Below are 23,211 nucleotides of genomic sequence, written 5' to 3' on the forward strand. Positions count from 1 at the left end.
GTCAGCCGTTCTCCTTCTGGATCTGGACCCACTTCTCCTCGACGTCCGAGATCGAACCGACGTTGAAGAACGCCTGCTCGGCCACGTGGTCGAACTCGCCCTTGGTGATCGCGTCGAACGACTCGATCGTGTCCTTGAGCGGCACGGTCGATCCCTCGACACCGGTGAACTTCTTCGCCATGTAGGTGTTCTGCGAGAGGAACTGCTGGATGCGGCGCGCACGCGACACCGTGATCTTGTCCTCTTCGGAGAGCTCGTCGACACCGAGGATCGCGATGATCTCCTGCAGCTCCTTGTTCTTCTGCAGGATCTGCTTCACGTTCGTCGCCACGCGGTAGTGGTCGGCGCCCAGGTAGCGGGGGTCGAGGATCCGCGAGGTCGAGGTGAGCGGGTCGACGGCCGGGTACAGGCCCTTCGACGCGATCTCACGCGAGAGCTCGGTGGTGGCGTCGAGGTGCGCGAAGGTGGTCGCCGGCGCCGGGTCGGTGTAGTCGTCCGCGGGGACGTAGATCGCCTGCAGCGAGGTGATCGAGTGACCACGGGTCGACGTGATGCGCTCCTGGAGCACACCCATCTCGTCGGCGAGGTTCGGCTGGTAGCCCACCGCCGAGGGCATGCGGCCCAGGAGGGTCGACACCTCCGAGCCGGCCTGCGTGAAGCGGAAGATGTTGTCGATGAAGAGCAGCACGTCCTGCTTCTGCACGTCGCGGAAGTACTCCGCCATCGTGAGCGCCGACAGGGCGACACGGAGACGGGTTCCCGGCGGCTCGTCCATCTGGCCGAAGACGAGGGCGGTCTTGTCGAAGACGCCCGCCTCCTCCATCTCGGCGATGAGGTCGTTGCCCTCACGGGTGCGCTCGCCGACACCGGCGAACACGGACACTCCACCGTGGTCCTGCGCGACGCGCTGGATCATCTCCTGGATGAGGACGGTCTTGCCGACGCCCGCTCCACCGAACAGGCCGATCTTGCCGCCCTGCACGTACGGAGTGAGGAGGTCGATGACCTTGATGCCGGTCTCGAACAGCTCGGTCTTCGACTCGAGCTGGTCGAACGCCGGCGGCTTGCGGTGGATCGGCCAGCGCTCGGTGATCTCGAACGACTCGCCGTTGATCTTGCCGTCGGCGTCAGCGTTGAGGACCTCGCCGATCACGTTGAAGACCTTGCCCTTGGTCACGTCGCCGACGGGAACCGAGATCGGCAGGCCGGTGTCGTGGACCTCCTGGCCGCGGACGAGTCCGTCGGTGGGGTTGAGCGAGATGGCGCGGACGAGGTCGTCGCCCAGGTGCTGCGCGACCTCGAAGGTCAGCTTGCTCGAGACGCCCTCGACCTCGACGTGCGTGTAGAGCGCGTTGTAGACCTCGGGGATCGCGTCGTGGGGGAACTCGATGTCAACGACGGGGCCGGTGACGCGGGCGATGCGGCCGATGGCCCCGCCCGAAGTCCCGGTCGCCGCCTCAGGTGCGGTCAGTGTCATTGCTTCTTCCTTCTTGGTCTCACCGCACCAGGGGCGCGGAGTCTTCGTGTCTGGGAGGTGAGCCGTCTACTTGGCGGACGACAGGGCGTCGGCGCCGCCGACGATCTCGGCGATTTGCTGCGTGATCTCGGTCTGGCGCGCGTTGTTGGCCAGTCGCGTGTAGGTCTTGATCAGCGTGTCGGCGTTGTCGCTCGCCGACTTCATCGCCTTCTGACGCGCCGCATGCTCCGACGCCGCCGACTGCAGCATCGCGTTGAAGATGCGGCTCTCGACGTAGACCGGGAGGAGGCGGTCGAGAACCGTCTCGGGGTCGGGCTCGAACTCGTACAGCGGGTAGAGCTCGCTGTTCTGGTCCTCCGCGCCCTCGACGACCTCGAGCGGCAGCAGACGGACGACCGTCGGCTGCTGCGTCACCATGCTGACGAAGCGGTTGTACACGAGGTGGATCTCGTCCACGCCGCCCTCTTCGTCATCGAGGTTGTACGACTCGACGACCGCGTCCGCGATCTCCTTCGCCGTCTCGAACACGGGCTGGTCGGTGCCTCCGGTCCAGACGCGCACGCTCGGGCGCTTCCGGAACGAGAAGTACGCGTTGGCCTTGCGGCCGACCAGGTAGAAGACGACCTCCTTGCCCTCGCTGCGCAGCAGCGAGGCCAGCTCCTCCGCCTCCTTGAGCACGCTCGAGGAGAAGGCCCCCGCGAGTCCGCGGTCGGAGGTGAAGATCACGATCGCGGCCGTGTCGAGCTTCTCGCGCTCGGTCGTGAGCGGGTGCTCGACGTTCGAGTAGGTCGCGACGGCCGACACGGCCCGCGTGATGGCGTTCGAGTACGGAGCCGCGGCGGCGACGCGGTTCTGCGCCTTCTGGATGCGCGAGGCCGAGATCAGCTCCATGGCCCGAGTGATCTTCTTGGTCGTCTGGGCCGAACGGATCTTCGACCGGTAGACCCGAAGTTGCGCTCCCATGTGTCTCCTGTAGTCCTTGTGTGACGAATCGCCGGGGTGCCGCTGTTAGCGACGGCCCTTGACGATCTTCTCCTGGCCGACCTCGTCGGCCGAGATCGCCTGGTGCTCCTCGCGCCCGACCGAGGCGAGGGGCTTGCCCTCACCGGTCTGGAACTCGAGCTTGAAACCGTCGACGGCACGGGACAGCTCGGCGACGACGTCGTCCGAGAGCACGTTGGTGTCGCGCAGCGTGGAGAGGACCTGCGTGTTGCGGCCCAGGTAGTCGAGCAGCTCGCGCTCGAAGCGCAGCACGTCGGGGACGGGCACCTCGTCGAGCTTGCCGTTCGTGCCGGCCCAGATCGAGACGACCTGCTCCTCCACGGGGTACGGCGAGTACTGCGGCTGCTTGAGCAGCTCGGTCAGGCGCGCGCCACGAGCGAGCTGGCGGCGCGAGGCCGCGTCGAGGTCGGACGCGAACATCGCGAAGGCCTCGAGCGAGCGGTACTGCGCGAGCTCGAGCTTCAGCGTTCCCGAGACCTTCTTGATCGACTTGACCTGGGCGTCGCCGCCGACTCGCGAGACCGAGATGCCCACGTCGACCGCCGGACGCTGGTTGGCGTTGAAGAGGTCCGACTGGAGGAAGATCTGGCCGTCGGTGATCGAGATCACGTTGGTCGGGATGTACGCCGAGACGTCGTTGGCCTTGGTCTCGATGATCGGCAGACCCGTCATCGATCCGGCGCCCAGCTCGTCGGACAGTTTCGCGCAACGCTCCAGCAGGCGGGAGTGCAGGTAGAAGACGTCACCCGGGTACGCCTCGCGTCCCGGCGGGCGGCGCAGGAGGAGCGACACGGCGCGGTAGGCCTCGGCCTGCTTCGACAGGTCGTCGAAGATGATCAGGACGTGCTTGCCGCCGTACATCCAGTGCTGGCCGATGGCCGAGCCGGTGTAGGGGGCGAGGTACTTGAAGCCGGCGGGGTCGGAGGCCGGGGACGCGACGATGGTCGTGTACTCCATGGCTCCGGCGTCCTCGAGCGCGCCCTTCACCGAGGCGATGGTCGAGCCCTTCTGGCCGATGGCGACGTAGATGCAGCGGACCTGCTTGTTCGTGTCGCCCGACTCCCAGTTGGCCTTCTGGTTGATGATCGTGTCGATCGCGATGGCCGTCTTGCCGGTCTGGCGGTCGCCGATGATCAGCTGGCGCTGGCCTCGGCCGACGGGGATCATCGCGTCGATGGCCTTGATGCCCGTCTGCAGCGGCTCGTGGACCGACTTGCGCGACATGACGCCGGGCGCCTGCAGCTCGAGCGCGCGACGACCCTCGGAGGCGATGTCGCCGAGGCCGTCGATCGGGTTGCCGAGCGGGTCGACCACACGGCCGAGGTAACCGTCACCGACGGGGACGGAGAGGACCTCGCCCGTGCGGGTGACCTCCATGCCCTCCTCGATGCCGGAGAACTCGCCGAGGACGACGACGCCGATCTCGTTCTCATCGAGGTTCTGGGCGAGACCCAGGACACCGTTCGAGAAGCGGATGAGCTCGTTGGCCATGACGCCGGGGAGTCCCTCGACGTGGGCGATGCCGTCGGCGGCGTCGATGACGTAGCCGACCTCGGTGGTGGAGGCCTTGCCCGGCTCGTACGACGAGACGAAGTCCTTCAGCGCGTCGCGGATCTCATCCGGGCTGATGGTGATATCTGCCATGGGAATTCCTATTCGTTGGGTCCGTGCGAGCCGAAGCGGTCGTCGGGGCCTGACCTGGTGGTGCGGAGGTCGGAGGCGGCGCGAGCCGCTTCCTGAGGATACGTGCGTCCGTCAGGACGCGAGCTGGAGCTTCAGGTCGGAGAGCCGTGCGGACACGGTCCCGTCGATGACCTCGTCGCCGACCTGCAGTCGCATGCCGCCCAGGAGGGAGGGATCGACGAGCATGTTGACGGAGACGGGCCGGTCGTACTGCCGCGAGAGCGCGGACCGGAGCCGGTCGAGCTGGTGCGGCGGGAGCGGGGACGCGACCGAGACCGTGGCGATGGTGAAGCCGCCCTGGTCGGCGACGACGCCGGCGGCGAATCGCACGAGCTCCGGGATGCGACGACCGCGCGGGTGCGCGATCAGCTGCCGGAGGATCGCGAGGGTCTCAGCCGAGGCCTTGCCCTCGAGGAGGCGCTGGACGAGCGAGACCTTCGAGTCGGACGCGGCCAGCTTGCTGCCGAGAGCCAGCTCGAGCTCGGCGTCGGACGAGACGACCGCGCCGAACATCTGCAGCTCGCGCTCGATCGAGACGCCCTCCGGAGCGGACGTCGCGATCGCACGGACCCCGACCTCCTCGATCCCGGCGACGAGGTCGCTCGGGCTCGACCAGCGGTGGCCCGCGATCACGGTCAGCAGGCGCTTCGCGTTGACCCCGAACGGAGCGAACACGCGAGCCACGAGAGCCCGCTTGGTCGCCGCGTCCACGCTCGGGTCCGAGAGGGCCGAACGCAGCTGGGCCTGCGAGTCGATGACCCGCGCCGCTTCGAAGAGCTGCTGAGCGTCCTCGAGCGACACGTGGCCGTGGAACGCGGACAGCTCCGCCTTCGCGGCAGCCAGGGCCTGTCGTGACGCGCTCCCCATCAGCTGTTCGCCTTCTCCGAGGCCTCGAGGTCGGCGAGGAAGCGGTCCACGATCGCGGACGCCTTCGCGTCGTCGTTGAGGCTCTCGCCGATCACGCCGGAGGCGAGGTCGATGGCGAGGGTTCCGACTTCGGAGCGCAGGGCGACGACGGCGGCCTGACGGTCCGCCTCGATCTGGGCGTGCGCGTTGTGCAGGATGCGCTCGGCCTCGGCCTGAGCCTGCTCCTTCTTCGCCGCCACGATCGCGTTGCCGTCGGCGTTGGCCTTCTCGCGGATCACTCCGGCTTCGGCGCGCGCTTCCGCGAGCTGAGCGGTGTACTTCTCGAGAGCGGCTTCCGCCTGGCGCTGAGCCTCGTCGGCCTTGGCGATGTTCCCCTCGATGGCGGCGGACCGCGCGTCGAGCAGCTTCTGGATGCGCGGCAGGACCAGCTTCCAGAAGAAGAACAGGAGGATGAGGAAGATCACCCCCGACCAGAAGAAGTCGTAGAACTCCGGGATCAGAATGACCGCGGGGACGTCACCTTCTTCCGCAGCGATGTTCACAGCGGTGCTGAACACGACTACGCCGCGAAGATGAAGTAGGTGGCGAGGCCGATGAGGGCGAGCACCTCGGTGAACGCGATGCCGAGGAACATCGTGGTCTGGAGGCGGCCGGCCATCTCGGGCTGGCGCGCCATCGCCTCGACGGTCTTGCCCGCGACGATGCCGACACCGATGCCGGGGCCGATCGCTGCGAGGCCGTAACCGACCGTCGCGATGTTGCCGGTGAGTTCGGCGAGAACGGTGACTGAGTCCACGAGTGGGTCCTTTCAGTGGGGTGATCGTATGAACGGGTGGGAGCCCGTGAGTTGAGGTGTCAGTGCTCCTCGGCGACGGCCAACTGGATGTAGACCGCAGCGAGAAGAGTGAAGATGTACGCCTGGAGGACGGCGACGAGCAGCTCGAAGAGCGTGAAGGCGCCTCCGAAGGCGAAGGTCACGACACCGAAGAGCTTGAAGCCCGGGTCGACCTGCGAGCTGAAGAGGAAGAACTGCGTGGCCGAGAAGCAGAGGACCAGCAGGAGGTGCCCGACGATCATGTTCATGACCAGTCGCAGGGCGAGCGAGAGCGGACGGATGATGAACGTCTGCAGCAGCTCGATCGGCGTGAGGATGAAGTAGATGAGGAACGGGGCTCCGGGCGGGAACAGGGCGTTCTTGAAGAAGCCCATCCCGCGGTCCTTGATGCCGGCGTAGATGAAGGTGACGTAGGCCACCAGACCGAGGAAGAGCGGCATGCCGACGACGGACGTTCCCGCGATGTTGAGGAACGGCACGATGCCGGTGAGGTTCATCGCGATGATCGCGAAGAAGATCGTCACCAGGATCGGCAGGAAGCGGCGTGCGTCCTTCTCGCCGAGGATGTCCTTCGCGATCGTGACGCGCACGAAGTCGAAGGCCATCTCGACGACGCTCTGGAAGCGTCCGGGCACGATGCGCATCTTGCGCGTCCCGAGCCAGAAGAACAGCATCAGCGCGATGACCGCGATGAAGCGGACCATCATGACGCGGTTGATCTCGAAGGGGGTGTCCACGAAGAGGAAACCGGGCGGGAAGAACTCAGAGATCGACGGGGTGTGGAAGTCACTCTCACCGGTCGAGGCAGAGACCAACAGGGTCACAGCGTTAGCAAACAGCGCTAGCTCCTGGAATTCGGGGCGTGGCACGCGGCAACCGGATGATCTTCATCATTCGGACACAACGCTCTCGCGACGACGAAAGGTGGGGGTCTTTCCGCTCGGACGACGCTCGTACTCGACGACCGACATCAACGATGAGACGACCTGAGGACGGGCACACGTTCGCCTGCGGATTCGTCCCTACTGTAGCAACAGAACGGCCTGAGAGCCGAATCGTCTCGTTCTCAGACAGTGCACGGGTGGCGTTCACCTGGCGATGTCGCTCACGTTCGGCATCCGCGAACGCGACACCACGAGGACGTCGATCGCGAGTGAGCCGAGCACCGCGACGATGATCGTCACGAACATGGCCGTGCTGTTCAGCCACGGCTGGTCGCGGAGGACCAGGGCCGCGATGACGAACAGCACGAACTTCGCCAGCCACATGCCGAGCACGACGGCGAAGAAGCCGCCGATGTCGAGCCGGTTCGCGACCAGGATGCTCACCGCCGTGAGCGCGACCATCACTCCGCCGATGACCGCCCCGACGAGCGCGCCGATCGCGCCCTCTCCCCCGGCGACCAGGGCGCCGACGATCGCGCCGACCACGGCGAGAGCGGCGATGAACACGCCGCCCAGCACGAGGGTGCGGCGCAGGATGGGCACGGAGGCGGGCTGGGGACGGGTGGTGGCCGGGGTGTCTCCGGTCATGATGCTTCCTTCCGCGCCGCGGAGGGCGCTGCGGTGTCCAGGCCGATCGGCAGGCCGACCGGAGTGTCGACCGGGTCTGCTGCGGACGCGCGGTCGAGGGGATCGAGTACGGGGGACGCCTCCGCCGACTGGGCGGCGGCTTCGAGCTTCTTGCGGCGGCTCAGTGGAGCGAGCGTGACGACCGTGCAGGCGAGCAGCCCGACACCGAGGAACGCGAGCGGGATCCAGATCACGTCGACGACGAAGATCAGGAGGCAGCCGAAAGCGACGACCGCTGTCCAGGAGTAGAAGATCAGGACAGCGTGCAGGTGCGAGTGCCCCATGTCGAGGAGACGGTGGTGGAGGTGCTTGCGGTCGGCGCTGAACGGCGACTTCCCCGCGCGGAGCCTGCGGATCACGGCGAGGCCGAAGTCCATCAGCGGCACGATCAGCACCGCGAACGGCAGGATGATCGGGATGAACGCCGGCAGGAGCTCCTTCGCCTTCAACTGAGCGGGGTCGATCTGCCCGGTGACGGCGATCGCGGCCGTGGCCATCAGCATCCCGACGAGCAGCGCTCCCCCGTCGCCCATGAACATGCGCGCGGGCCGCCAGTTGATCGGGAGGAAGCCCGCGCACGCCCCGACCAGCACGACCGCGATCAGCGAGGCGAGGTTGAAGTAGTCGGTGGGCGACGTCCGCTGGACGAGCAGGTAGCTGTAGAGGAAGAACACGCCGTTGGCGATCAGTGCGACGCCGGCGACCAGACCGTCCAGGCCGTCGATGAAGTTCAGGGCGTTGGTCACGAGGACGATGGCGAGCACCGTGATGATCAGCGACATCCACGGCGATCCGACCGTGAGCCCGCCGATGGGCAGCGACACGATCTGCACGCCCTTCCAGGCGATCAGACCGGCCGCGATCAGCTGACCGGCGAGCTTCGTGGTCCAGTCGAGGTCCCAGATGTCGTCGGCGACCCCGATCAGGACGATGAGGAGGCTCGCCCCGAGGATCGCGAGGATCGGCTCGGGGTTCGCGAACACGAGCCGGAAGTACGGGACCTGCGAGGCGATACCGAACGACGCCACCATCCCGAGGAACATGGCGATCCCGCCGAGACGGGGCGTGGGCCGCGTGTGCACGTCGCGATTGCGGATCTTCGGATAGAGCCGGTAGCGCAGGGCCAGCCGCCAGATCGCGAAGGACAGAACGAACGTCACGACCGCGCAGGCGAGCGAGACGAGGACGAAGGCGATCACGGGCTACTCACCCGGGGCGGAGTCGGGGCGCGCGGTGCCGCTCGGCTCGTCCTGCAGGCGCGCTCCGGAGGCCCAGTCGGGTCGGGCGGAGGGAGCCGGCTCGTCCCGCGCCTCCGTCGAGACGGAGTCGTCCGTCGCCTCGGTGGTGTCGCCGGACGTCGGCACGTCGTCGGTCTCGCCGGGCAGCAGCGCACCGACCACCTCGCGGATCCGCTCGGCGGAGACAACGCCCTGGCGCAGGATGCGCAGGGTGCCGCCGTCGAAGCTGAGCGCCGTTGCGTCGACGATCGTCGACGACTCGCTCGCTCCTGCGGGACGTTCCCCGTAGCCGGTCCCCGCAGTCCCCGCGTCGAGGTACACGTCGACCGCGTCGCCGAGCTGCTCGAACGCCTCCTGGGCGGTGGTGGCGGAGGGACGGCCGGTCCGGTTCGCGGAGGACACGGCCAGAGGCCCCGTCTCGGCGAGTAGCTCGAGCGTCACAGGATTGTCGGGCATCCGCAGCGCCACGGTCCCCCGGGTCTCCCCCAGATCCCAGATGAGCGACGGCTGCGCGTGCAGCACGATCGTCAGACCGCCGGGCCAGAACGCCTTCGCGAGCTCGCGCACGGCGTCGGGGACGTTCTCGGCGAGAGCGTCGAGTGCCGCCACGTCTCCGATGAGCACGGGCGGAGGCGACTGCCTCGTACGTCCCTTCGCGTCGAGCAGGCGCTGCACGGCCGCGGCGTCGAAGGCGTTCGCGGCGACTCCGTAGACCGTGTCGGTCGGCAGGACGACCAGCTCACCCCGCCCGATCGCCGTCCGCGCGAGACGAGTGCCGGTGAGGAGGTCCGTGTCGACGGAGCAGTCGTAGATGCGTGCCATAACGCGGCAATGATACTCGGAGGATTTTCGCGAGCGTTGGAGGCGTCGCGTGCCATACGAAGGGGGGCCAGGCCTCGCCCTCGGAAAGCGCTCCCGGAGCGCGCCAGGCAACGGAGACGAAACACGCAGCGATTAGTGTCGAGCACCGTGCAGATCCATCAGCGCTCCTCCTCCTCGGCGATCGGGACCCCTCCCGCTTCCTCCGCGCCCGCCCTCGTCCCCGCGATCGGGGTGTCCTCGTGAAGGGCATCATCCTCGCGGGCGGTTCGGGCACGCGGCTCTGGCCGATCACCAAGGGCATCTCCAAGCAGCTGATGCCGATCTACGACAAGCCGATGGTGTACTACCCGCTGTCGACGCTGATGATGGCCGGGATCCGCGAGGTCCTCGTCATCACCACTCCCGAGTACAACGAGCAGTTCAAGTCGCTGCTGGGCGACGGCGCCTCGCTGGGAATGTCGCTCTCCTACGCCGTGCAGGAGTCGCCGGACGGGCTCGCGCAGGCGTTCCTGATCGGCGAGGAGTTCATCGGCGACGACTCGGTCGCACTCGTCCTGGGCGACAACATCTTCCACGGGACGGCGCTGGGCACCGCCCTCGCCGCCAACGCCGATGTCGAGGGCGCCGTGATCTTCGCCTACCAGGTCGCGGACCCGCGGGCGTACGGCGTGGTGGAGTTCGACGCGGACTTCCACGCCCTCTCGATCGAGGAGAAGCCGGCGAGGCCGAAGAGCAATTACGCGGTACCCGGACTGTACTTCTATGACAACGACGTGGTGGCGATCGCCAAGACGATCCGTCCGTCGGCCCGAGGCGAGCTCGAGATCTCGACGATCAACGAGCGATACCTCGAAGCCGACCGGCTGAACGTCCAGGTCCTGGACCGCGGCACCGCGTGGCTCGACACCGGCACGTTCGACTCGATGATCGAGGCGACCGAGTTCGTCAGGGTGATCGAGCAGCGCCAGGGCTTCAAGATCGGGTGCATCGAGGAGATCGCCTGGCGCAACGGCTGGATCGACGACTCCGCGCTCGCCGAGCTCGCCGCACCGCTGGTCAAGAGCGGCTACGGTGCCTACCTCCAGCGGCTCCTCGCGCTCGAGTCCTCGTCGTTCTGACGACGAGCCGCGCATCGCTCCTGCACTACCGTCGATGACGAGCGACACCGCCTCCGTTCCCTCAGTCCACCAGCCCACACCACCTGCAGGAGCACTCGTGCGAATCCTCGTCACCGGCGGCGCCGGCTTCATCGGCAGCAACTTCGTCCACCTCACGCTGAGCGAGCGCCCGGACAGCGAGATCACGGTGCTCGACAAGCTGACCTACGCCGGCAACCGCGACTCCCTCGCGCCCGTCGCCGACCGCATCACCCTGGTCGAGGGAGACATCGCCGATGCCGATCTCGTCGACCGGCTCGTCGCCGAGTCCGATCTGGTCGTCCACTTCGCCGCCGAGTCGCACAACGACAACTCGCTGAACGACCCGGCCCCGTTCCTCGAGACCAACATCATCGGCACTTACACCCTGCTGCAGGCCGTCCGGAAGCACGACGTCCGCTACCACCACATCTCGACCGACGAGGTCTACGGCGACCTCGAACTCGACGACCCGGCGAAGTTCACCGAGCAGACGCCGTACAACCCCTCGAGCCCTTACTCCTCGACCAAGGCCGGCAGCGACCTGCTTGTACGCGCCTGGGTCCGCTCGTTCGGCGTGAAGGCGACGATCTCGAACTGCTCCAACAACTACGGGCCCTACCAGCACGTCGAGAAGTTCATCCCCCGCCAGATCACGAACGTCATCGACGGCATCCGCCCGAAGCTCTACGGAGCCGGCGAGAACGTGCGCGACTGGATCCACGTCGACGACCACAACAGCGGTGTCTGGGCGATCATCGACCGCGGTGAGATCGGCGAGACCTACCTCATCGGCGCCGACGGCGAGAAGAACAACCTCGAGGTCGTCACGCTGATCCTCGACGAGTTCGGCCTCGCCGAGAACGCCTTCGACCACGTCACCGACCGCCCCGGTCACGATCTCCGCTACGCGATCGACTCGACCCGCCTGCGCTCCGAGCTCGGCTGGGAGCCCCGCTACACCGACTTCGAGTCCGGCCTCGCCGCGACCGTGAAGTGGTACCGCGAGAACGAGTCCTGGTGGCGTCCGCAGAAGGCTGCGACCGAGGCGAAGTACGCGGCTCAGACCGCGGCGCACTGACGACACCAGGTGGAATACGGAGCGAGTGGGCTGTTGACCGCGAGTAGTCGAGCATGGAGGAAGGCGGCATCGATCGCCGTCATCGAGGAGACCTCCAAGGTCACTCTCCTCGAGCTCGACCACGAGGAATCTCGTCCCCTCGTGCTCACGGGCTCGGCTCTCGCCGTCTGGAATGAGATCGACGGCGTCTCCTCTCAGGAGGACATCGCTCGCCACCTCGCCGGGGCTTTCAATAGAGGGCGGGCGGCGATCCTCGAGGACGTCTCCGCGTTCCTCGTACAGCTGGCGGACGCCCACATCATCGTCTCGGCGGCGGAAGCGTCCGTCGACGCCGCACGGAGGGCATCGTGAGTGACGCACGAGCGCTCGGCGTCGCGACGGCCGTCCAACTGGCCCATGCCCTCACCGCGCACGTCGCTGAGAGCATCGGCGTCCGGTCGCTCTGTGTGAAGGGTCCGGTGCTCTCCGAGCAGAAGCTGCGCTCTCCTCGCATGTCGAGCGACGCCGACGTGCTCGTCGACCCTGAGAAGATCGGGGATCTCGTCACCGCACTCCGACTCCGAGGGTGGCAGGAGAGGTTCGTCGCCGATGTGCCGAGGATTCTGGAGAATCACGCCGTCACTCTCTTCCACCCGGAATGGCCCTGCGACATCGACGTGCACCACGGCTTCCTCGGGTTCCTCGCTCCGGAGAAACACGTCTTCGAGACGATCTGGGCCCGGCGAGGGACCACTCGGATCGCCGAGACCGAGGTGGTCTGCGCTGACCCCGTCGCGAATTCCGCCATGCTCGCCCTCCACTGCCTGCGCGAGATGCACGTCGCACGCAACCGCTCCGAACTCGCCGAGCTCGTCGAGGAGTGGTCCGGCGGCCGGGCGGATCTGGATGCGGAGGTTCTCGTCGAATTCGCAACCAGGACGGGGTCCGTCGAGACCCTTCGACCGTTCCTGCAGCAGATCGGCCTCGAGACGCCCGAAGCCCCCTTCGACCCGCGCGCTCTCGCCGCATGGAATCTGCATGCCTCCTCCGTCGGTGCGGGCAGAGCCGCGGCGTGGCTCGCGGCGATCACGACCGCACCGTGGAGCGAGCGGCCGCGCCTGGTGTCGCGGGCGCTCCTTCCTCCGGAGCGCGAGTACCGACTCGAGCACCCCGAGATCGGGCCGAGCCGCAGGGACTTCGCGGTGGCGATCGCGCGACGCAGCCTCAACGGTGCACGGACACTGGCTCCCGCGGCCGCGCAGATCCTGCAGGCGCGACGGCTGTACAAGCCACCGCTGAACGACCGGACCGGGGCGGGCTCGCTCACGAGCGGGACGTCCGCGCCCAACACCCATCCATCCAGCACTTCATCGAGAGGCGGAGACGGAATGTCGAAGTCCGTTGCGATCATCGGGACCCGCGGGTACCCGAGCTACTACGGAGGCTTCGAGACCGCGGTCCGCAGACTCGCTCCGTACCTGGCTGAACGGGGCTGGGACGTGACGGTCTACGGCCGAGACGGCTCGACCAAGGACGACGACCCCGGCCGCGATCCGCGGGTGAGCACTCGGGTGACACGCGGTATCGAGTCCAAATCATTGAGCACCCTCACCTACGGCCTCACCGCATGTCTGGACGCCGTCCGCCGCAAGCCGGATGTCGCCCTGGTGATGAACGTCGCCAACGGCTTCTGGCTGCCGCTGCTCCGGGGGCGAGGCATCCCGACCGCGGTGAACGTCGACGGGATCGAATGGGATCGCGCCAAATGGGGCCGGCTTGCGAAGGGCGTCTTCCGCAGTGGCGCGAAGGCGACTGCGATGTTCGGCGACGAGCTGATCTACGACGCTGTCGAGATCTCACGGCGGTGGAAGAAGGACTTCAAGCGCGACGGCACGTTCATCCCTTACGGCGGCGACGACCCGGGGCCGCTTCCGGAAGTCGAGGGTTTTCCTCACCGCGGCTACGTGCTGATCGTCGCCCGCTTCGTTCCCGAGAACACCGTCCCCGAGTTCCTGGAAGCTGCCGCAACTATCGGCAAGACGTGGCCCGTCGTGATCGTCGGCTCCTCCGGCTACGGCGGCGAGCTCGACGAGATGGCCGAGAACCTGGCCGCCTCCGAGGAGAAGGTCACCTGGCTCGGTCACGTCAGCGACGACCGCAAACTCTTCGCTCTGTGGCAGCACGCGGGCGTCTATTTCCATGGGCACAGCGTCGGAGGGACGAATCCGGCTCTCGTGCAGGCGATGTCGTGCGGGGCGCCGACTGTGGCGCGTGACACGGTGTACAACCGCGAGGTCCTCGCGGACACGGCGGAATTCGCCGAACCGACGCCGACATCGATCGTGTCGGCGATCAGCTCCCTCATGCGCGATCAGTCCCGCCAGGAGCGCCTGAGCTCGGAGTCTTACGCTCGCGGCCGTTCCGTCTACTCGTGGGAAGCCGTCTGCGCCGGCTACGAGTCCGCTCTCGAGGCGATCCGCTTGCCCAAGAAGCGTCGACGCACTGGCATGCTGCGTTGACTGCTCCTGAACCGCACTCGATCCGTCTCGTTCCGGAGCTGCGAGCAGTCCATTTGGAGCGGTATCGAGAGATGACGCCCGCCAGGATGGTCTATTTCACTGAGAACTACGATCTCGATCGGGAGAACGTTCCTGACGAGATTCAGAAGATCTCGCTTCGCGACGTGTGGAGCCTCTTCTGGAGGTCCACAAGCACCGTCCTCGAGATGCCTGAACCACTCTGGATGAGGTTCCTGCCGAAAGGGGCTGTGATCGCAGCAGCCTTTCGACTCACCGGGCACCTCCGCCGCCGTCCTCGCACGATCGTGACCTATGCGATGGAGAACAATGATCTGCCGACCCTGATAGGCGGCGTCAGGCCGGTTCCCCGGTGGGTGGCGCGGCTGTTCGGGGGTGCCCTGGGTCTCTACATGACGGTCATGATCGATCGGATCGCCTTCGCCAGCGAGGGTTCGAGGTCGGTGTACCACTCGATCCCCCTGGTCGGATCCATCGAGAACGTGACGGTCCAAGAACTGCCTTCAGCGAGTGCCGCGATCGACACCACGGCCGAATCGGGTGCCGCCGTCTTCATCGGCGTTCTCGAGACCCGCAAGGGGATCGAGGTCCTTCTCGATGCCTGGGAGCTCGTGGAGAGTGCTTCGGATGGAGCGAGACTCACCATCATCGGTCCGGGTCCCCTGTCCTCGCGCGTCGGAGCATGGGCGGACGAATCGCCTTCGACAAGGCTGTACGAAGGACGTCTCCCGCGAACGGCCGTCCTCGACCGCCTGCGAGACGCTTCCGTGCTCGTCGCTCCCTCGCTCCCCCACGGGCGGTGGAGAGAGCAGATCGGCTTACCGATCAAGGAGGCGCTCGCGCAAGGTCTCACCATCGTCACCACCCGGCAGACCGGTCTCGCCGACTGGCTGGCGCAGCACGGTCATCACGTCGTCGAGGTCGAGGTCGATGAGTCGGCGCTGGTCACCGGGCTCGCCGCAAGCATCCTCGAGGCCCTCCGCACCCCGCTCAGCAGGAGCCAGGTCCGCAGCAGTCTGCCGGCACGCCAGGGACGTTACGTGGCGGACGAATGGCTTCACCGCGGACATCTGAGAGGGAACGACAAATGAACGCCCGGCGGGAGAATGAAATCGCCGTCGTGAATTCGCTGGGAGGCACTCTCCTGCATTACACGGAGGCCTTGCGGCACACACTCGAAGCCGCGGGCGGACGCGTGACGGTGACGACCGTCTTCGAACCTTCCGCATCGCAGAACGGCCGGATCGCGTGGATACGCGACTACATCGTCGCGGTCTGGCGCGAAGGACACCGTCTCAGACGCGACGGAGGCGGCACTCTCATCGTCACATGGCCGGTTCTCGGATACATCGACCTCGCACTGCTCCGAATGCTCGGGCTGGCAGGGGTGAGGGTAGGGGTCGTCCTCCACGACCCCAAGCCGCTCGTACGGGCTGTCGGCTACTCCCGCTTCTGGCGGATGCTTGCGCGCAGCCTCTTCAGCGGTCGCCCGGCCATCGTCCACAGCTCCGCCGCCTTCGCGGTCCTCGAGGAACAGGGGCTGGCGGATCTGGCCGAAGTTGTCCCGCATCCCGTCCTGCCTGTCCGTGCACGGCCGTCGGCGAAGACCTCGCCCAGAACAGCGGTGCGAGTCCTCGGCCAGTTCAAGGCCGACCGGGACCTGCAACTCCTCGCTGCACTGCCTCGCTCGACGAACGGTTTCGGCTTCGAGATCTGGGGCCGCGGGTGGCCCGCTGTCGAGGGGTGGGAGGTGCACGACGGCTATGTAAGCGAGGAGGAGCTCGACGCGCTCATCGACACCGCGGCAGTGGTGCTGATCCCTTACAAGCGCTTCTACCAGAGCGGTATCGCCATACGAGCACTCGAGAGTCGAACCCCGTTCGTAGGCCCGCGCCAGAGCAGCTTGAGGGACCTCTACCGCGAAGACTCGCCTCTCCTCGTCGACGACACGAGCGATGTCTACGCTTGGATACGTGCTGTCGATGCAGCCGCACTCGTCACCCCGGCGGAGATGGCGGATCAGCTCGACGCGGCAGCGGCGAAGAGCGGGCGGGCCTGGCTCAGCTGGTCGCGTCAGGGCGCCCAGTGAAGGGGCGTGCATCCGGCGGAGATCCGACCCGGTGAGCAGAGTCAAGAGCCTGGTCGGCTTCCTCCTGGTTCCCATGCTCAGCGCGGTCAGTCCACTCCTGGCACTGCCGGTGATCACCTCCCGCTTCGGCGATCCCGGGTGGCAGAGCGTCGCGATCGGCACCTCCATCGGCTCAGCGGCGGCCGTACTCGTCGAGCTCGGCTGGGGCTTGAACGGTCCGCAACGGGTCGCCCGCGCTTCTCTCCGGAACAGGAGACAGACGCTCGCCCTGTCGTCCTCGACGAAAGCGCTGGTGTACGCACCCCTGGCGGTCGCGGCCGGATCCATCGCGTTCCTCCTCGCTGACTCGTTCCGAGTCGAAGGAGCCCTGGTCGCGGCAGGGACTGCAGGAGCCGGCCTGAGCCTGTCCTGGTTCTTCGTGGGTACGCGTGAGCCGGGGCGACTGGTCGTGACCGACGCGATCCCCCGAGTGATCGCCGTCGTCGTCGCCTCCCTCCTCATGTTGAGCGGACTCGGCCTGTGGGTGTACGGCGCGGTGGCTCTGATCCTGCCCGGTGTTGCGGCCCCCCTGCTCGGCCTCCAGCGGACCGGAGTCCGATTCGCGGACTTCCAGAGGCTCTCCGTTGGGAGGCTCGCACGCACGGTCCGCAGTCAACTCGCCGCCTTGAGCGGACGGGCACTGAGCGCGGTCTACATCGCACTCCCCGTAGCGCTCGTCTCGATCGTCGCTCCCGGAGCAGTCTCCGTGTTCGCCGCTGCGGAACGCCTGCAGCGGATGTATCTGACCGTTCTCATCGCCGTTCCCAATCTCATGCAGTCGTGGGTCGGCGGAGCATCGACGGCGGACGAGCGGCTGGCTCGCGCGCGCCGCGGGATTCTCCTCAATGCCGGATTCGGACTCGTAGCAGGTGGAATCTTCACAGCTATCGCACCCTTCGCCTCATCGCTGATCTTCTCCGGCGTCGCGACCATCCCCTGGCAGGTGGCGGCGCTGTGCGGAGCGATGATCTTCGTCGTCTGCACATCGCGCGCAACGGGCAACCTCGCCCTGGTGGCACTCCGTCGCATCGACGTCATCGCATACAGCGCGTTGGCAGGGACGATAGTCGGGGTGCCCTCGATCCTCGGGTTCTCCTCGCTTCTGGGACCTGCGGGCGCCGTGCTGGGCGAGCTGCTCGCTGAAGCAACGGTGCTCGCAGTCCAGCTGAGTGGAGTAGCGCGCGGCCATCGCCGTCGCTCCTGAAGGGCACGACTCGACTCGACTCGACGTCGAGATGACGTCTCCTCGGTCCGAGAGCGGACTCGGCGAGGAAATGCACCCCGGTCGTGAGAGTCGGCCGAGTTCTCATCGGCTCTCTCGCGCGATCGGGTCTCCGCTTCTCGAGCTCTTCCGCCGACCGCTCCGGAGGACGAGGATTATTCGCCCGCCTTGGCACTCGTTTGCCGGGCTCTGCTGAAAGGACGTGCGACCTAGCCTCAGAAAGGAGGATCGAGGACGCCCTTCGGCTCTCGACGTTCTTCGGAAGGATCTCGCCTCGACTCCTCCTCGTTTCGCGCAAGCGGAGAAGAGGAACGAATGTCACTCAGAGCAGTTCTGGCGCGTCCGAGAGGCCGAAGCCTCAGTAGGAGAACTCCCCTCGCGCGGATGAGGGCGGTCAAGGTGATGAGTGCGATCGCTCTCGTGGGCGTGATCGCGGGAACAGTACTGGTTCCGCAGCATTCGGCGGAAGCCGCCGTGACCGAGGTCAAGAGCGTCTCCGTCTCGGCTGTCAAGACGTCGCATCCGAAACTCCTCGTCGACGCCTCCGGCTTCGCAGACATGCGGAGCCGGCTCTCGACGCAACCGACACTCGGCAGCTGGTACAGACAGCTGAAGAGGACTGCGGACGGAATGCTGACGGCGCCGACGGTGCGGTACGACAAGACCGGGGGACGTCTGCTCAGCGTCAGCCAGACGCTCGTCGATCGCGCTTACACCCTTGCCTTCGTCTACCAGATGACTGGCGAGAGCAGATATGCCGAGAGGTTGTGGTCCGACTTGGAAGCAGCGGGAACCTTCCCGGACTGGAACCCGTCGCACTTCCTGGACACGGCGGAGATGAGTCATGCTTTCGCGATCGGATACGACTGGCTGCAGCCGTACTGGTCGAACGAACGCAGAACGAAGCTGACGACGTCAGTGAAGAACTTGGGAATGAAGCCCGGAATAGAGCAGTACAACGCCGGGTCCTACTGGGTAGGCACGCAGACGAACTGGAACGTGATCAGCAACGGGGGGCTCACCCTCGCGGCCCTCTCCTTCTCGGCGGAACTTCCCGCAGAGTCGCAGACGATCCTGTCCAAGATGTCGACATCACTGCCCAATGGCCTCGCCGGCTACAACTCCGACGGTGGTTACGAAGAGGGGATCTCCTACTGGTCCTACGCGACGGGGTATCTGACTACGTTGGCGAGTGCGCTGGTCTCGGCGACAGGCTCCGACCAGGGGATCCTCTCGAACCCCGGCTTCGCGCGGACGGGCCAGTTCGCCGTCCGAATGACGGGCGCCAGCGGCCGTTCCTTCAACTTCGGAGACGCCTGGCCGGACTCCCCGATGACTCTGCAGCTCTTGGGGCTCGCGAAGCTCTACAAGGATGCAAGTCTCGTCGAGCGGGCCGTCAGTGGCTCGCGGGCGGAGGACAGGGACGAGATCTCCGCGCGCGCAATGCTGTGGTACCAGCCGCCGACCGAGACCACACGTGCAGCCCAGGACGCACTACCGCTCGACGCAGAGTACAAGGATGTCGGCGTCGCCACGCTGCGGTCGTCCTGGACGGATGAGCTCGCCTCGAGCGCCGCGATGAGGGCGTCGAGCAGCGCTCGGCGGTCTCACGGGAATCTCGACAACGGCGACTTCACCTTCGACGCTCTCGGGGTGAATTGGGCGACGGAGACCAATCCGGAGAATTACGATCTCGCAGGTTTCGAGGATTCGGCGGCGGGCGGTTCGCGCTGGGACTACTACGTGACTCGTCCGGAGGGCCAGAACACACTCGCGTTCGGTAATGGCGCCGCCCTGCCGACCCTGACCTCCGTGTCCGCAGTCGCCTTGAAGCGCTCGGATGCCGAGAGCGGATCCGCGATCGCCACTCTGAACGGTGAGCATCCAGGGCTCGTCTCGTCGTGGAAGCGAGGGCTGTCGCTCCTCGATTCGCGGCAGCGTCTCCTCGTTCAGGACGAGGTGACGCTCTCGAAAGCATCCGACGCATGGTGGTTCATGCACACGAACGCGGACGTCGCCGTCAGCGCTGATGGCCGCTCCGCCGTCCTCACGCAAGAGGGAAAACAGGTCATTGCGCGGATCGTCTCGGGAGACGGTCCGACATTCAGCTACATGGCAGCCACGCCCTTGCCGGCTTCGCCGTGGCCCACAGGCCAACCCGTCGTCCCGCGCGTCAAGAAACTGGCCATCCACCTGCCGAGCGCGTCGAACTTCACGCTCGCCGTGGAACTGGTGCCTGTCGTCGGCACCGAGATCCCGTCGCCGTCTTCCGTGACGCCTCTCAGCAGCTGGCCGGGAACTCTCACCCAGAGCGGTCTTCAGACCATCTCCGTCGGTGGCGAATCCGTGCAGGGTTTCAGGCCGTCGAGATCCTCGTACTCCGTTCCCGTCTCGGCCGGAGATGCCGTTCCCACGATCACTGCAGTGCCCTCGGTCAGCGGCGCTTCCGTCGAGATCAAGCAAGCCGGAGCGGTCCCGGGCGTCGCCACCGTCTCCGTGACCGAGGCAGGGAAGGCGCCGACGGTGTACAGCATCCGCCTTCATCCGGGTGCGATCCGTCCTCGCAGCGTGACGGCCACCGCTTCGCAGGCCACGACTGCGCTCCTCTCCGACGGCCGAGTCAATGGACCGTGGGCGGTGAGCGGGGACCAGTCCGTCACGTTCGACTACGGCCGTCCTGTGTCCGTCAAACACGTCGAGATCGTCTGGGACGTCGTTCCGCAGCTCGGGGCCAAGTACGAGATCCTCGCTTCTCAGGACAACTCGACGTGGCGGACGGCCTTCACAGGGACGAGCAAGGTCGCGAAGACCGCACAGTGGTCCTGGCTGTGGACCTCACCGACCCCCTATCGATACTTGAAGCTCTCGGTACACGGTGATGGAGCCGGCGACAGGACTGCGAAAGTCGACGAGTTCAGCGCCATCGGTCCCGATCTCGTCTCGGAATCACCTGCCCCTGTCACTCGCCACGCCTCGGCCGCCATGCGGACGACGTGGAGCTCGATCGAAGCGCGTCGTTCCGAGTCGATGCTCGCGTCCTTCGCGCGAGCAGACGGCGCCTCCGTCTCGCCTTCCGTGACGTGGTCGTCATCGAATCCCGCGGCGGCGACTGTCGACTCGCAGGGACGGGTCACGGGCATCGCTGCAGGAACGGCCCGCATCTCCGCAGCAGCCGATATCGACCGCGATCACGTGATCGCGAGTCAGACGATCATCGTCACGGACGCCTTGAAGGTGGTGTCGTCGGTGGTCGCGGACGGGTTCGTTCAGGGCGGCACGTCCACCGCGTCATCCAACTTCGGGAAGGCCACGAACCTGCAGATCCTGCAGAAAACGCCCTACCCCGACTGGGAGCAGTTCGCCTACCTCGGGTTCGATCTCTCCGAACTCGCTGACGCGGACATCGAATCCGCGACGCTCTCGTTCACCGCGAACACCGTCAGCAGCACCGCAACAGCCACCCTCACCGGCTACGCCGTCTCCGGGACCTGGAGCGAATCCACCCTCACCTTCGCGAACAAACCCGCCCTCGACTACCCCGTCGGCACGACGAGCATCACCGGAACCCCCAGCATCCGCACCCTCGACGTCACCGACTACATCCGCACCCAAACCGGCGACTCGAGCACCACAATCGCCCTCCGACAAGACGACGGCCCCGGCGGCCTCGGACCCCAGATCATCGTCAAATCCAAAGAGAGCACCGCCCCCGCCACCCTCGACATCCGACTCCGAGGCGCGGGCACCACCACCGTCACCGCACCAAGCATCACCACGGCGACCTCGACCGCGGAGTCCACGGGAACAGTCACCGGAACCCTCACCGGCCCTCCGAGCACCGACATCGTCGTGAACCTCGCCGTGAACAACCGCCTCACCTGCGCACCGGTTCCGGCCGCCGCCACACCGCTGCCGCCCCTCACCGTCCGCACCAGCGCCGACGGAACGGCCGCCTTCACCACCACGGGGTCCTTCCGCGTCGGCAGCTGGATCGTCGCCACCGCGACCATCGGAGCGACCCGATCCGCGAGCACCGACTGCGTCCCCGTCACCCAGCAGCCCGGAACCAGCACGAAGGTAGTGTCGTCGGTGGTCGCGGACGGGTTCGTTCAGGGCGGCACGTCCACCGCGTCATCCAACTTCGGGAAGGCCACGAACCTGCAGATCCTGCAGAAAACGCCCTACCCCGACTGGGAGCAGTTCGCCTACCTCGGGTTCGATCTCTCCGAACTCGCTGACGCGGACATCGAATCCGCGACGCTCTCGTTCACCGCGAACACCGTCAGCAGCACCGCAACAGCCACCCTCACCGGCTACGCCGTCTCCGGGACCTGGAGCGAATCCACCCTCACCTTCGCGAACAAACCCGCCCTCGACTACCCCGTCGGCACGACGAGCATCACCGGAACCCCCAGCATCCGCACCCTCGACGTCACCGACTACATCCGCACCCAAACCGGCGACTCGAGCACCACAATCGCCCTCCGACAAGACGACGGCCCCGGCGGCCTCGGACCCCAGATCATCGTCAAATCCAAAGAGAGCACCGCCCCCGCCACCCTCGACATCCGACTCCGAGGCGCCGGCACCACCACCGTCACTCTCGAAGGAAAGCGGTGAGTCGTCCGTAACAGGCGTCGACGTACGCCTCCAGCCCCTCAGCTGCAGCTGAGAAGCCGGACCCGCCGGTGCCGGTCGAATGGAGGCGCAGCAGTTCGTCGGCCAACTCGTCCGATGAGGGGCCGATTTGAATCAGCTGGTCGCCGACGACATCGGCGATCTCCTCGAGAGCCGGACTGGCGCGCGTCACGACGGTGCGACCACACGACAGGCCCTGCCACACCTTGTTGGCGATGACGGAGCGGGCTTTGAGGGAGTCTCCGAAGATGCCGAGTACCACGTCGCTCTCGCGGATGTGGTCAGGCAGCTTCTCCGCGGGGACGGCCTCGAGGAATCGACAGGCGGCCTGCACGCCCGCCGCTCGGACTCTTCGTTCCACCTCGGGCCTCGTCCTCCCGTCGCCGATGAGCGTCAGTTCGACCTTTCCCCGAAGCTCACTCTTGGCGATGGCGTCGATGACCAGGTCGACTCCGTGAAGCGGAATGTAGTTCCCGTAGTACAGCACTCGAAGGAGAGAATCCTCCCCGTTCCTCTTCCGCCCGGGCTGCGGAACAGCCCACGAGGGCGAGCCGACGGGAAGCGAGAGGACCTTCGCGCTCGGATGCCTGCGGCGAATCGTCTCCGCTCGCACCTCCGTATCGATCAGGTAGAGATCTGCGACGACGACCGCGCACCAGTCGAGTAGAGCCAGTACGCGAGCTCGCGGAGACACTGCAGACGCCTTCTCCAGGTCTCCGATGTCCGTCTCATACAGGCCGACGAATCCGTCCACGACCAGTCGGCATCTCGTCAACACCGCTATCGCCTTCGCGACCAGAGCATAGGAGAGACTGAATTCGGCGACGACGATGACGTCGCTCCGCATCCCGCCACGAAGAAGGTTCCTGACCTTCTCGATTTTGCCTATCAGGCCACGGGCGTTACCGACCGGTGCGAGCACTGCGACAGCGAGTCCTTCGCTTCTCAGATGACTTCTGATCCGTTCGTTCCGAGGATAAGAGACGTCAGGTACG

At 66.5% G+C, this 23,211-nt stretch carries 19 protein-coding genes and 1 pseudogene; 9 read left to right on the forward strand and 11 right to left on the reverse strand.

The features are described from left to right. Nucleotide 1 precedes the first annotated feature (1 nt). The 10 genes from atpD to LRG51_RS04455 all read right to left on the reverse strand — a co-directional run bounded on the left by atpD (nt 2) and on the right by LRG51_RS04455 (nt 9,495). Nucleotides 2-1,477 (reverse strand): F0F1 ATP synthase subunit beta, encoded by a 1,476-nt coding sequence (gene atpD, locus LRG51_RS04410; protein ID WP_055794692.1) that lies wholly within the window; start codon nt 1,475-1,477, stop codon nt 2-4. A 66-nt stretch (nt 1,478-1,543) separates the two neighbouring features. Then, the gene (locus tag LRG51_RS04415; RefSeq protein WP_055794694.1) at nt 1,544-2,440 is read right to left on the reverse strand and encodes a F0F1 ATP synthase subunit gamma; all 897 of its coding nucleotides are present in this window, start codon (nt 2,438-2,440) and stop codon (nt 1,544-1,546) included. Nucleotides 2,441-2,485: 45 nt separating this feature from the next. Then, nucleotides 2,486-4,123, reverse strand: coding sequence for a F0F1 ATP synthase subunit alpha (gene atpA, locus LRG51_RS04420; protein ID WP_230671371.1), 1,638 nt, complete (start codon nt 4,121-4,123; stop codon nt 2,486-2,488). Between the two features lie 111 nt (nt 4,124-4,234). Further along, on the reverse strand, nt 4,235-5,029 hold the full coding sequence (locus LRG51_RS04425; protein WP_055794698.1) for a F0F1 ATP synthase subunit delta: 795 nt from the start codon (nt 5,027-5,029) through the stop codon (nt 4,235-4,237). Beyond that, nucleotides 5,029-5,586 carry a F0F1 ATP synthase subunit B gene (locus LRG51_RS04430; protein ID WP_055794700.1) on the reverse strand — a complete coding sequence of 186 codons (558 nt, stop codon included), beginning with the start codon at nt 5,584-5,586 and terminating at the stop codon, nt 5,029-5,031. Before LRG51_RS04430 ends, LRG51_RS04425 begins: the two co-directional genes overlap by 1 nt. Nucleotides 5,587-5,588: 2 nt before the next feature. Then, nucleotides 5,589-5,825 carry an ATP synthase F0 subunit C gene (locus LRG51_RS04435; RefSeq protein WP_055794702.1) on the reverse strand — a complete coding sequence of 79 codons (237 nt, stop codon included), beginning with the start codon at nt 5,823-5,825 and terminating at the stop codon, nt 5,589-5,591. Nucleotides 5,826-5,884: 59 nt separating this feature from the next. Next, nucleotides 5,885-6,688, reverse strand: coding sequence for a F0F1 ATP synthase subunit A (gene atpB, locus LRG51_RS04440; RefSeq protein WP_055794705.1), 804 nt, complete (start codon nt 6,686-6,688; stop codon nt 5,885-5,887). A 264-nt stretch (nt 6,689-6,952) separates the two neighbouring features. Further along, complete coding sequence (locus tag LRG51_RS04445) at nt 6,953-7,396, reverse strand: hypothetical protein (protein WP_055794707.1); 444 nt, start codon at nt 7,394-7,396, stop codon at nt 6,953-6,955. Next, nucleotides 7,393-8,634 carry an MraY family glycosyltransferase gene (locus tag LRG51_RS04450; RefSeq protein ID WP_055794710.1) on the reverse strand — a complete coding sequence of 414 codons (1,242 nt, stop codon included), beginning with the start codon at nt 8,632-8,634 and terminating at the stop codon, nt 7,393-7,395. The genes LRG51_RS04445 and LRG51_RS04450 overlap by 4 nt, the downstream gene beginning before the upstream one ends. Before the next feature lie 3 nt (nt 8,635-8,637). Further along, the gene (locus LRG51_RS04455) at nt 8,638-9,495 is read right to left on the reverse strand and encodes an L-threonylcarbamoyladenylate synthase (protein ID WP_082481777.1); all 858 of its coding nucleotides are present in this window, start codon (nt 9,493-9,495) and stop codon (nt 8,638-8,640) included. Nucleotides 9,496-9,734: 239 nt separating this feature from the next. Here LRG51_RS04455 and rfbA point away from each other — a divergent pair, with 239 nt between their 5' ends. The 9 genes and pseudogenes from rfbA (at nt 9,735) to LRG51_RS04495 (ending at nt 22,198) form a co-directional block, all read left to right on the forward strand. Then, nucleotides 9,735-10,613 (forward strand): glucose-1-phosphate thymidylyltransferase RfbA, encoded by an 879-nt coding sequence (gene rfbA, locus LRG51_RS04460; protein ID WP_055794712.1) that lies wholly within the window; start codon nt 9,735-9,737, stop codon nt 10,611-10,613. Nucleotides 10,614-10,710: 97 nt separating this feature from the next. Continuing rightward, a complete protein-coding gene (gene rfbB / locus LRG51_RS04465; RefSeq protein WP_055794715.1) occupies nt 10,711-11,712 on the forward strand; it encodes a dTDP-glucose 4,6-dehydratase in 1,002 nt (333 codons plus the stop codon). A gap of 141 nt (nt 11,713-11,853) precedes the next feature. Continuing rightward, nucleotides 11,854-12,063, forward strand: a complete 210-nt coding sequence (locus LRG51_RS19625) for a PqqD family protein (RefSeq protein WP_442965585.1) — start codon at nt 11,854-11,856, stop codon at nt 12,061-12,063. A 107-nt stretch (nt 12,064-12,170) separates the two neighbouring features. Continuing rightward, nucleotides 12,171-12,581, forward strand: a pseudogene (locus tag LRG51_RS19630) (nucleotidyltransferase family protein); the annotation flags it as partial. 312 nt (nt 12,582-12,893) lie between these two features. Further along, nucleotides 12,894-14,210, forward strand: a complete 1,317-nt coding sequence (locus LRG51_RS04475; protein ID WP_230671375.1) for a glycosyltransferase — start codon at nt 12,894-12,896, stop codon at nt 14,208-14,210. Nucleotides 14,211-14,296: 86 nt separating this feature from the next. Then, the gene (locus tag LRG51_RS04480) at nt 14,297-15,319 is read left to right on the forward strand and encodes a glycosyltransferase family 4 protein (protein WP_230671377.1); all 1,023 of its coding nucleotides are present in this window, start codon (nt 14,297-14,299) and stop codon (nt 15,317-15,319) included. Next, nucleotides 15,316-16,317 (forward strand): hypothetical protein, encoded by a 1,002-nt coding sequence (locus LRG51_RS04485; protein WP_055794720.1) that lies wholly within the window; start codon nt 15,316-15,318, stop codon nt 16,315-16,317. The genes LRG51_RS04480 and LRG51_RS04485 overlap by 4 nt, the downstream gene beginning before the upstream one ends. Nucleotides 16,318-16,765: 448 nt before the next feature. Further along, complete coding sequence (locus LRG51_RS04490; RefSeq protein WP_230671379.1) at nt 16,766-17,560, forward strand: hypothetical protein; 795 nt, start codon at nt 16,766-16,768, stop codon at nt 17,558-17,560. Nucleotides 17,561-17,962: 402 nt separating this feature from the next. Beyond that, on the forward strand, nt 17,963-22,198 hold the full coding sequence (locus LRG51_RS04495) for a CBM96 family carbohydrate-binding protein (protein ID WP_230671381.1): 4,236 nt from the start codon (nt 17,963-17,965) through the stop codon (nt 22,196-22,198). Here LRG51_RS04495 and LRG51_RS04500 read toward each other — a convergent pair. Then, nucleotides 22,176-23,138, reverse strand: a complete 963-nt coding sequence (locus LRG51_RS04500) for a glycosyltransferase (RefSeq protein ID WP_162238026.1) — start codon at nt 23,136-23,138, stop codon at nt 22,176-22,178. The genes LRG51_RS04495 and LRG51_RS04500 overlap by 23 nt on opposite strands. Nucleotides 23,139-23,211 lie beyond the last annotated feature (73 nt).

Source organism: Rathayibacter sp. Leaf248 (genome assembly GCF_920939495.1).
Lineage (GTDB): Bacteria > Actinomycetota > Actinomycetes > Actinomycetales > Microbacteriaceae > Rathayibacter > Rathayibacter caricis.

Bases quoted from the DNA above. Each gene is read 5' to 3' on its own strand.
- atpD (WP_055794692.1), bottom strand. From the start codon at position 1,477: ATGACACTGACCGCACCTGAGGCGGCGACCGGGACTTCGGGCGGGGCC.
- LRG51_RS04415 (WP_055794694.1), bottom strand. From the start codon at position 2,440: ATGGGAGCGCAACTTCGGGTCTACCGGTCGAAGATCCGTTCGGCCCAG.
- atpA (WP_230671371.1), bottom strand. From the start codon at position 4,123: ATGGCAGATATCACCATCAGCCCGGATGAGATCCGCGACGCGCTGAAG.
- LRG51_RS04425 (WP_055794698.1), bottom strand. From the start codon at position 5,029: ATGGGGAGCGCGTCACGACAGGCCCTGGCTGCCGCGAAGGCGGAGCTG.
- LRG51_RS04445 (WP_055794707.1), bottom strand. From the start codon at position 7,396: ATGACCGGAGACACCCCGGCCACCACCCGTCCCCAGCCCGCCTCCGTG.
- LRG51_RS04455 (WP_082481777.1), bottom strand. From the start codon at position 9,495: ATGGCACGCATCTACGACTGCTCCGTCGACACGGACCTCCTCACCGGC.
- LRG51_RS04480 (WP_230671377.1), top strand. From the start codon at position 14,297: ATGGTCTATTTCACTGAGAACTACGATCTCGATCGGGAGAACGTTCCT.
- LRG51_RS04485 (WP_055794720.1), top strand. From the start codon at position 15,316: ATGAACGCCCGGCGGGAGAATGAAATCGCCGTCGTGAATTCGCTGGGA.
- LRG51_RS04495 (WP_230671381.1), top strand. From the start codon at position 17,963: ATGAGGGCGGTCAAGGTGATGAGTGCGATCGCTCTCGTGGGCGTGATC.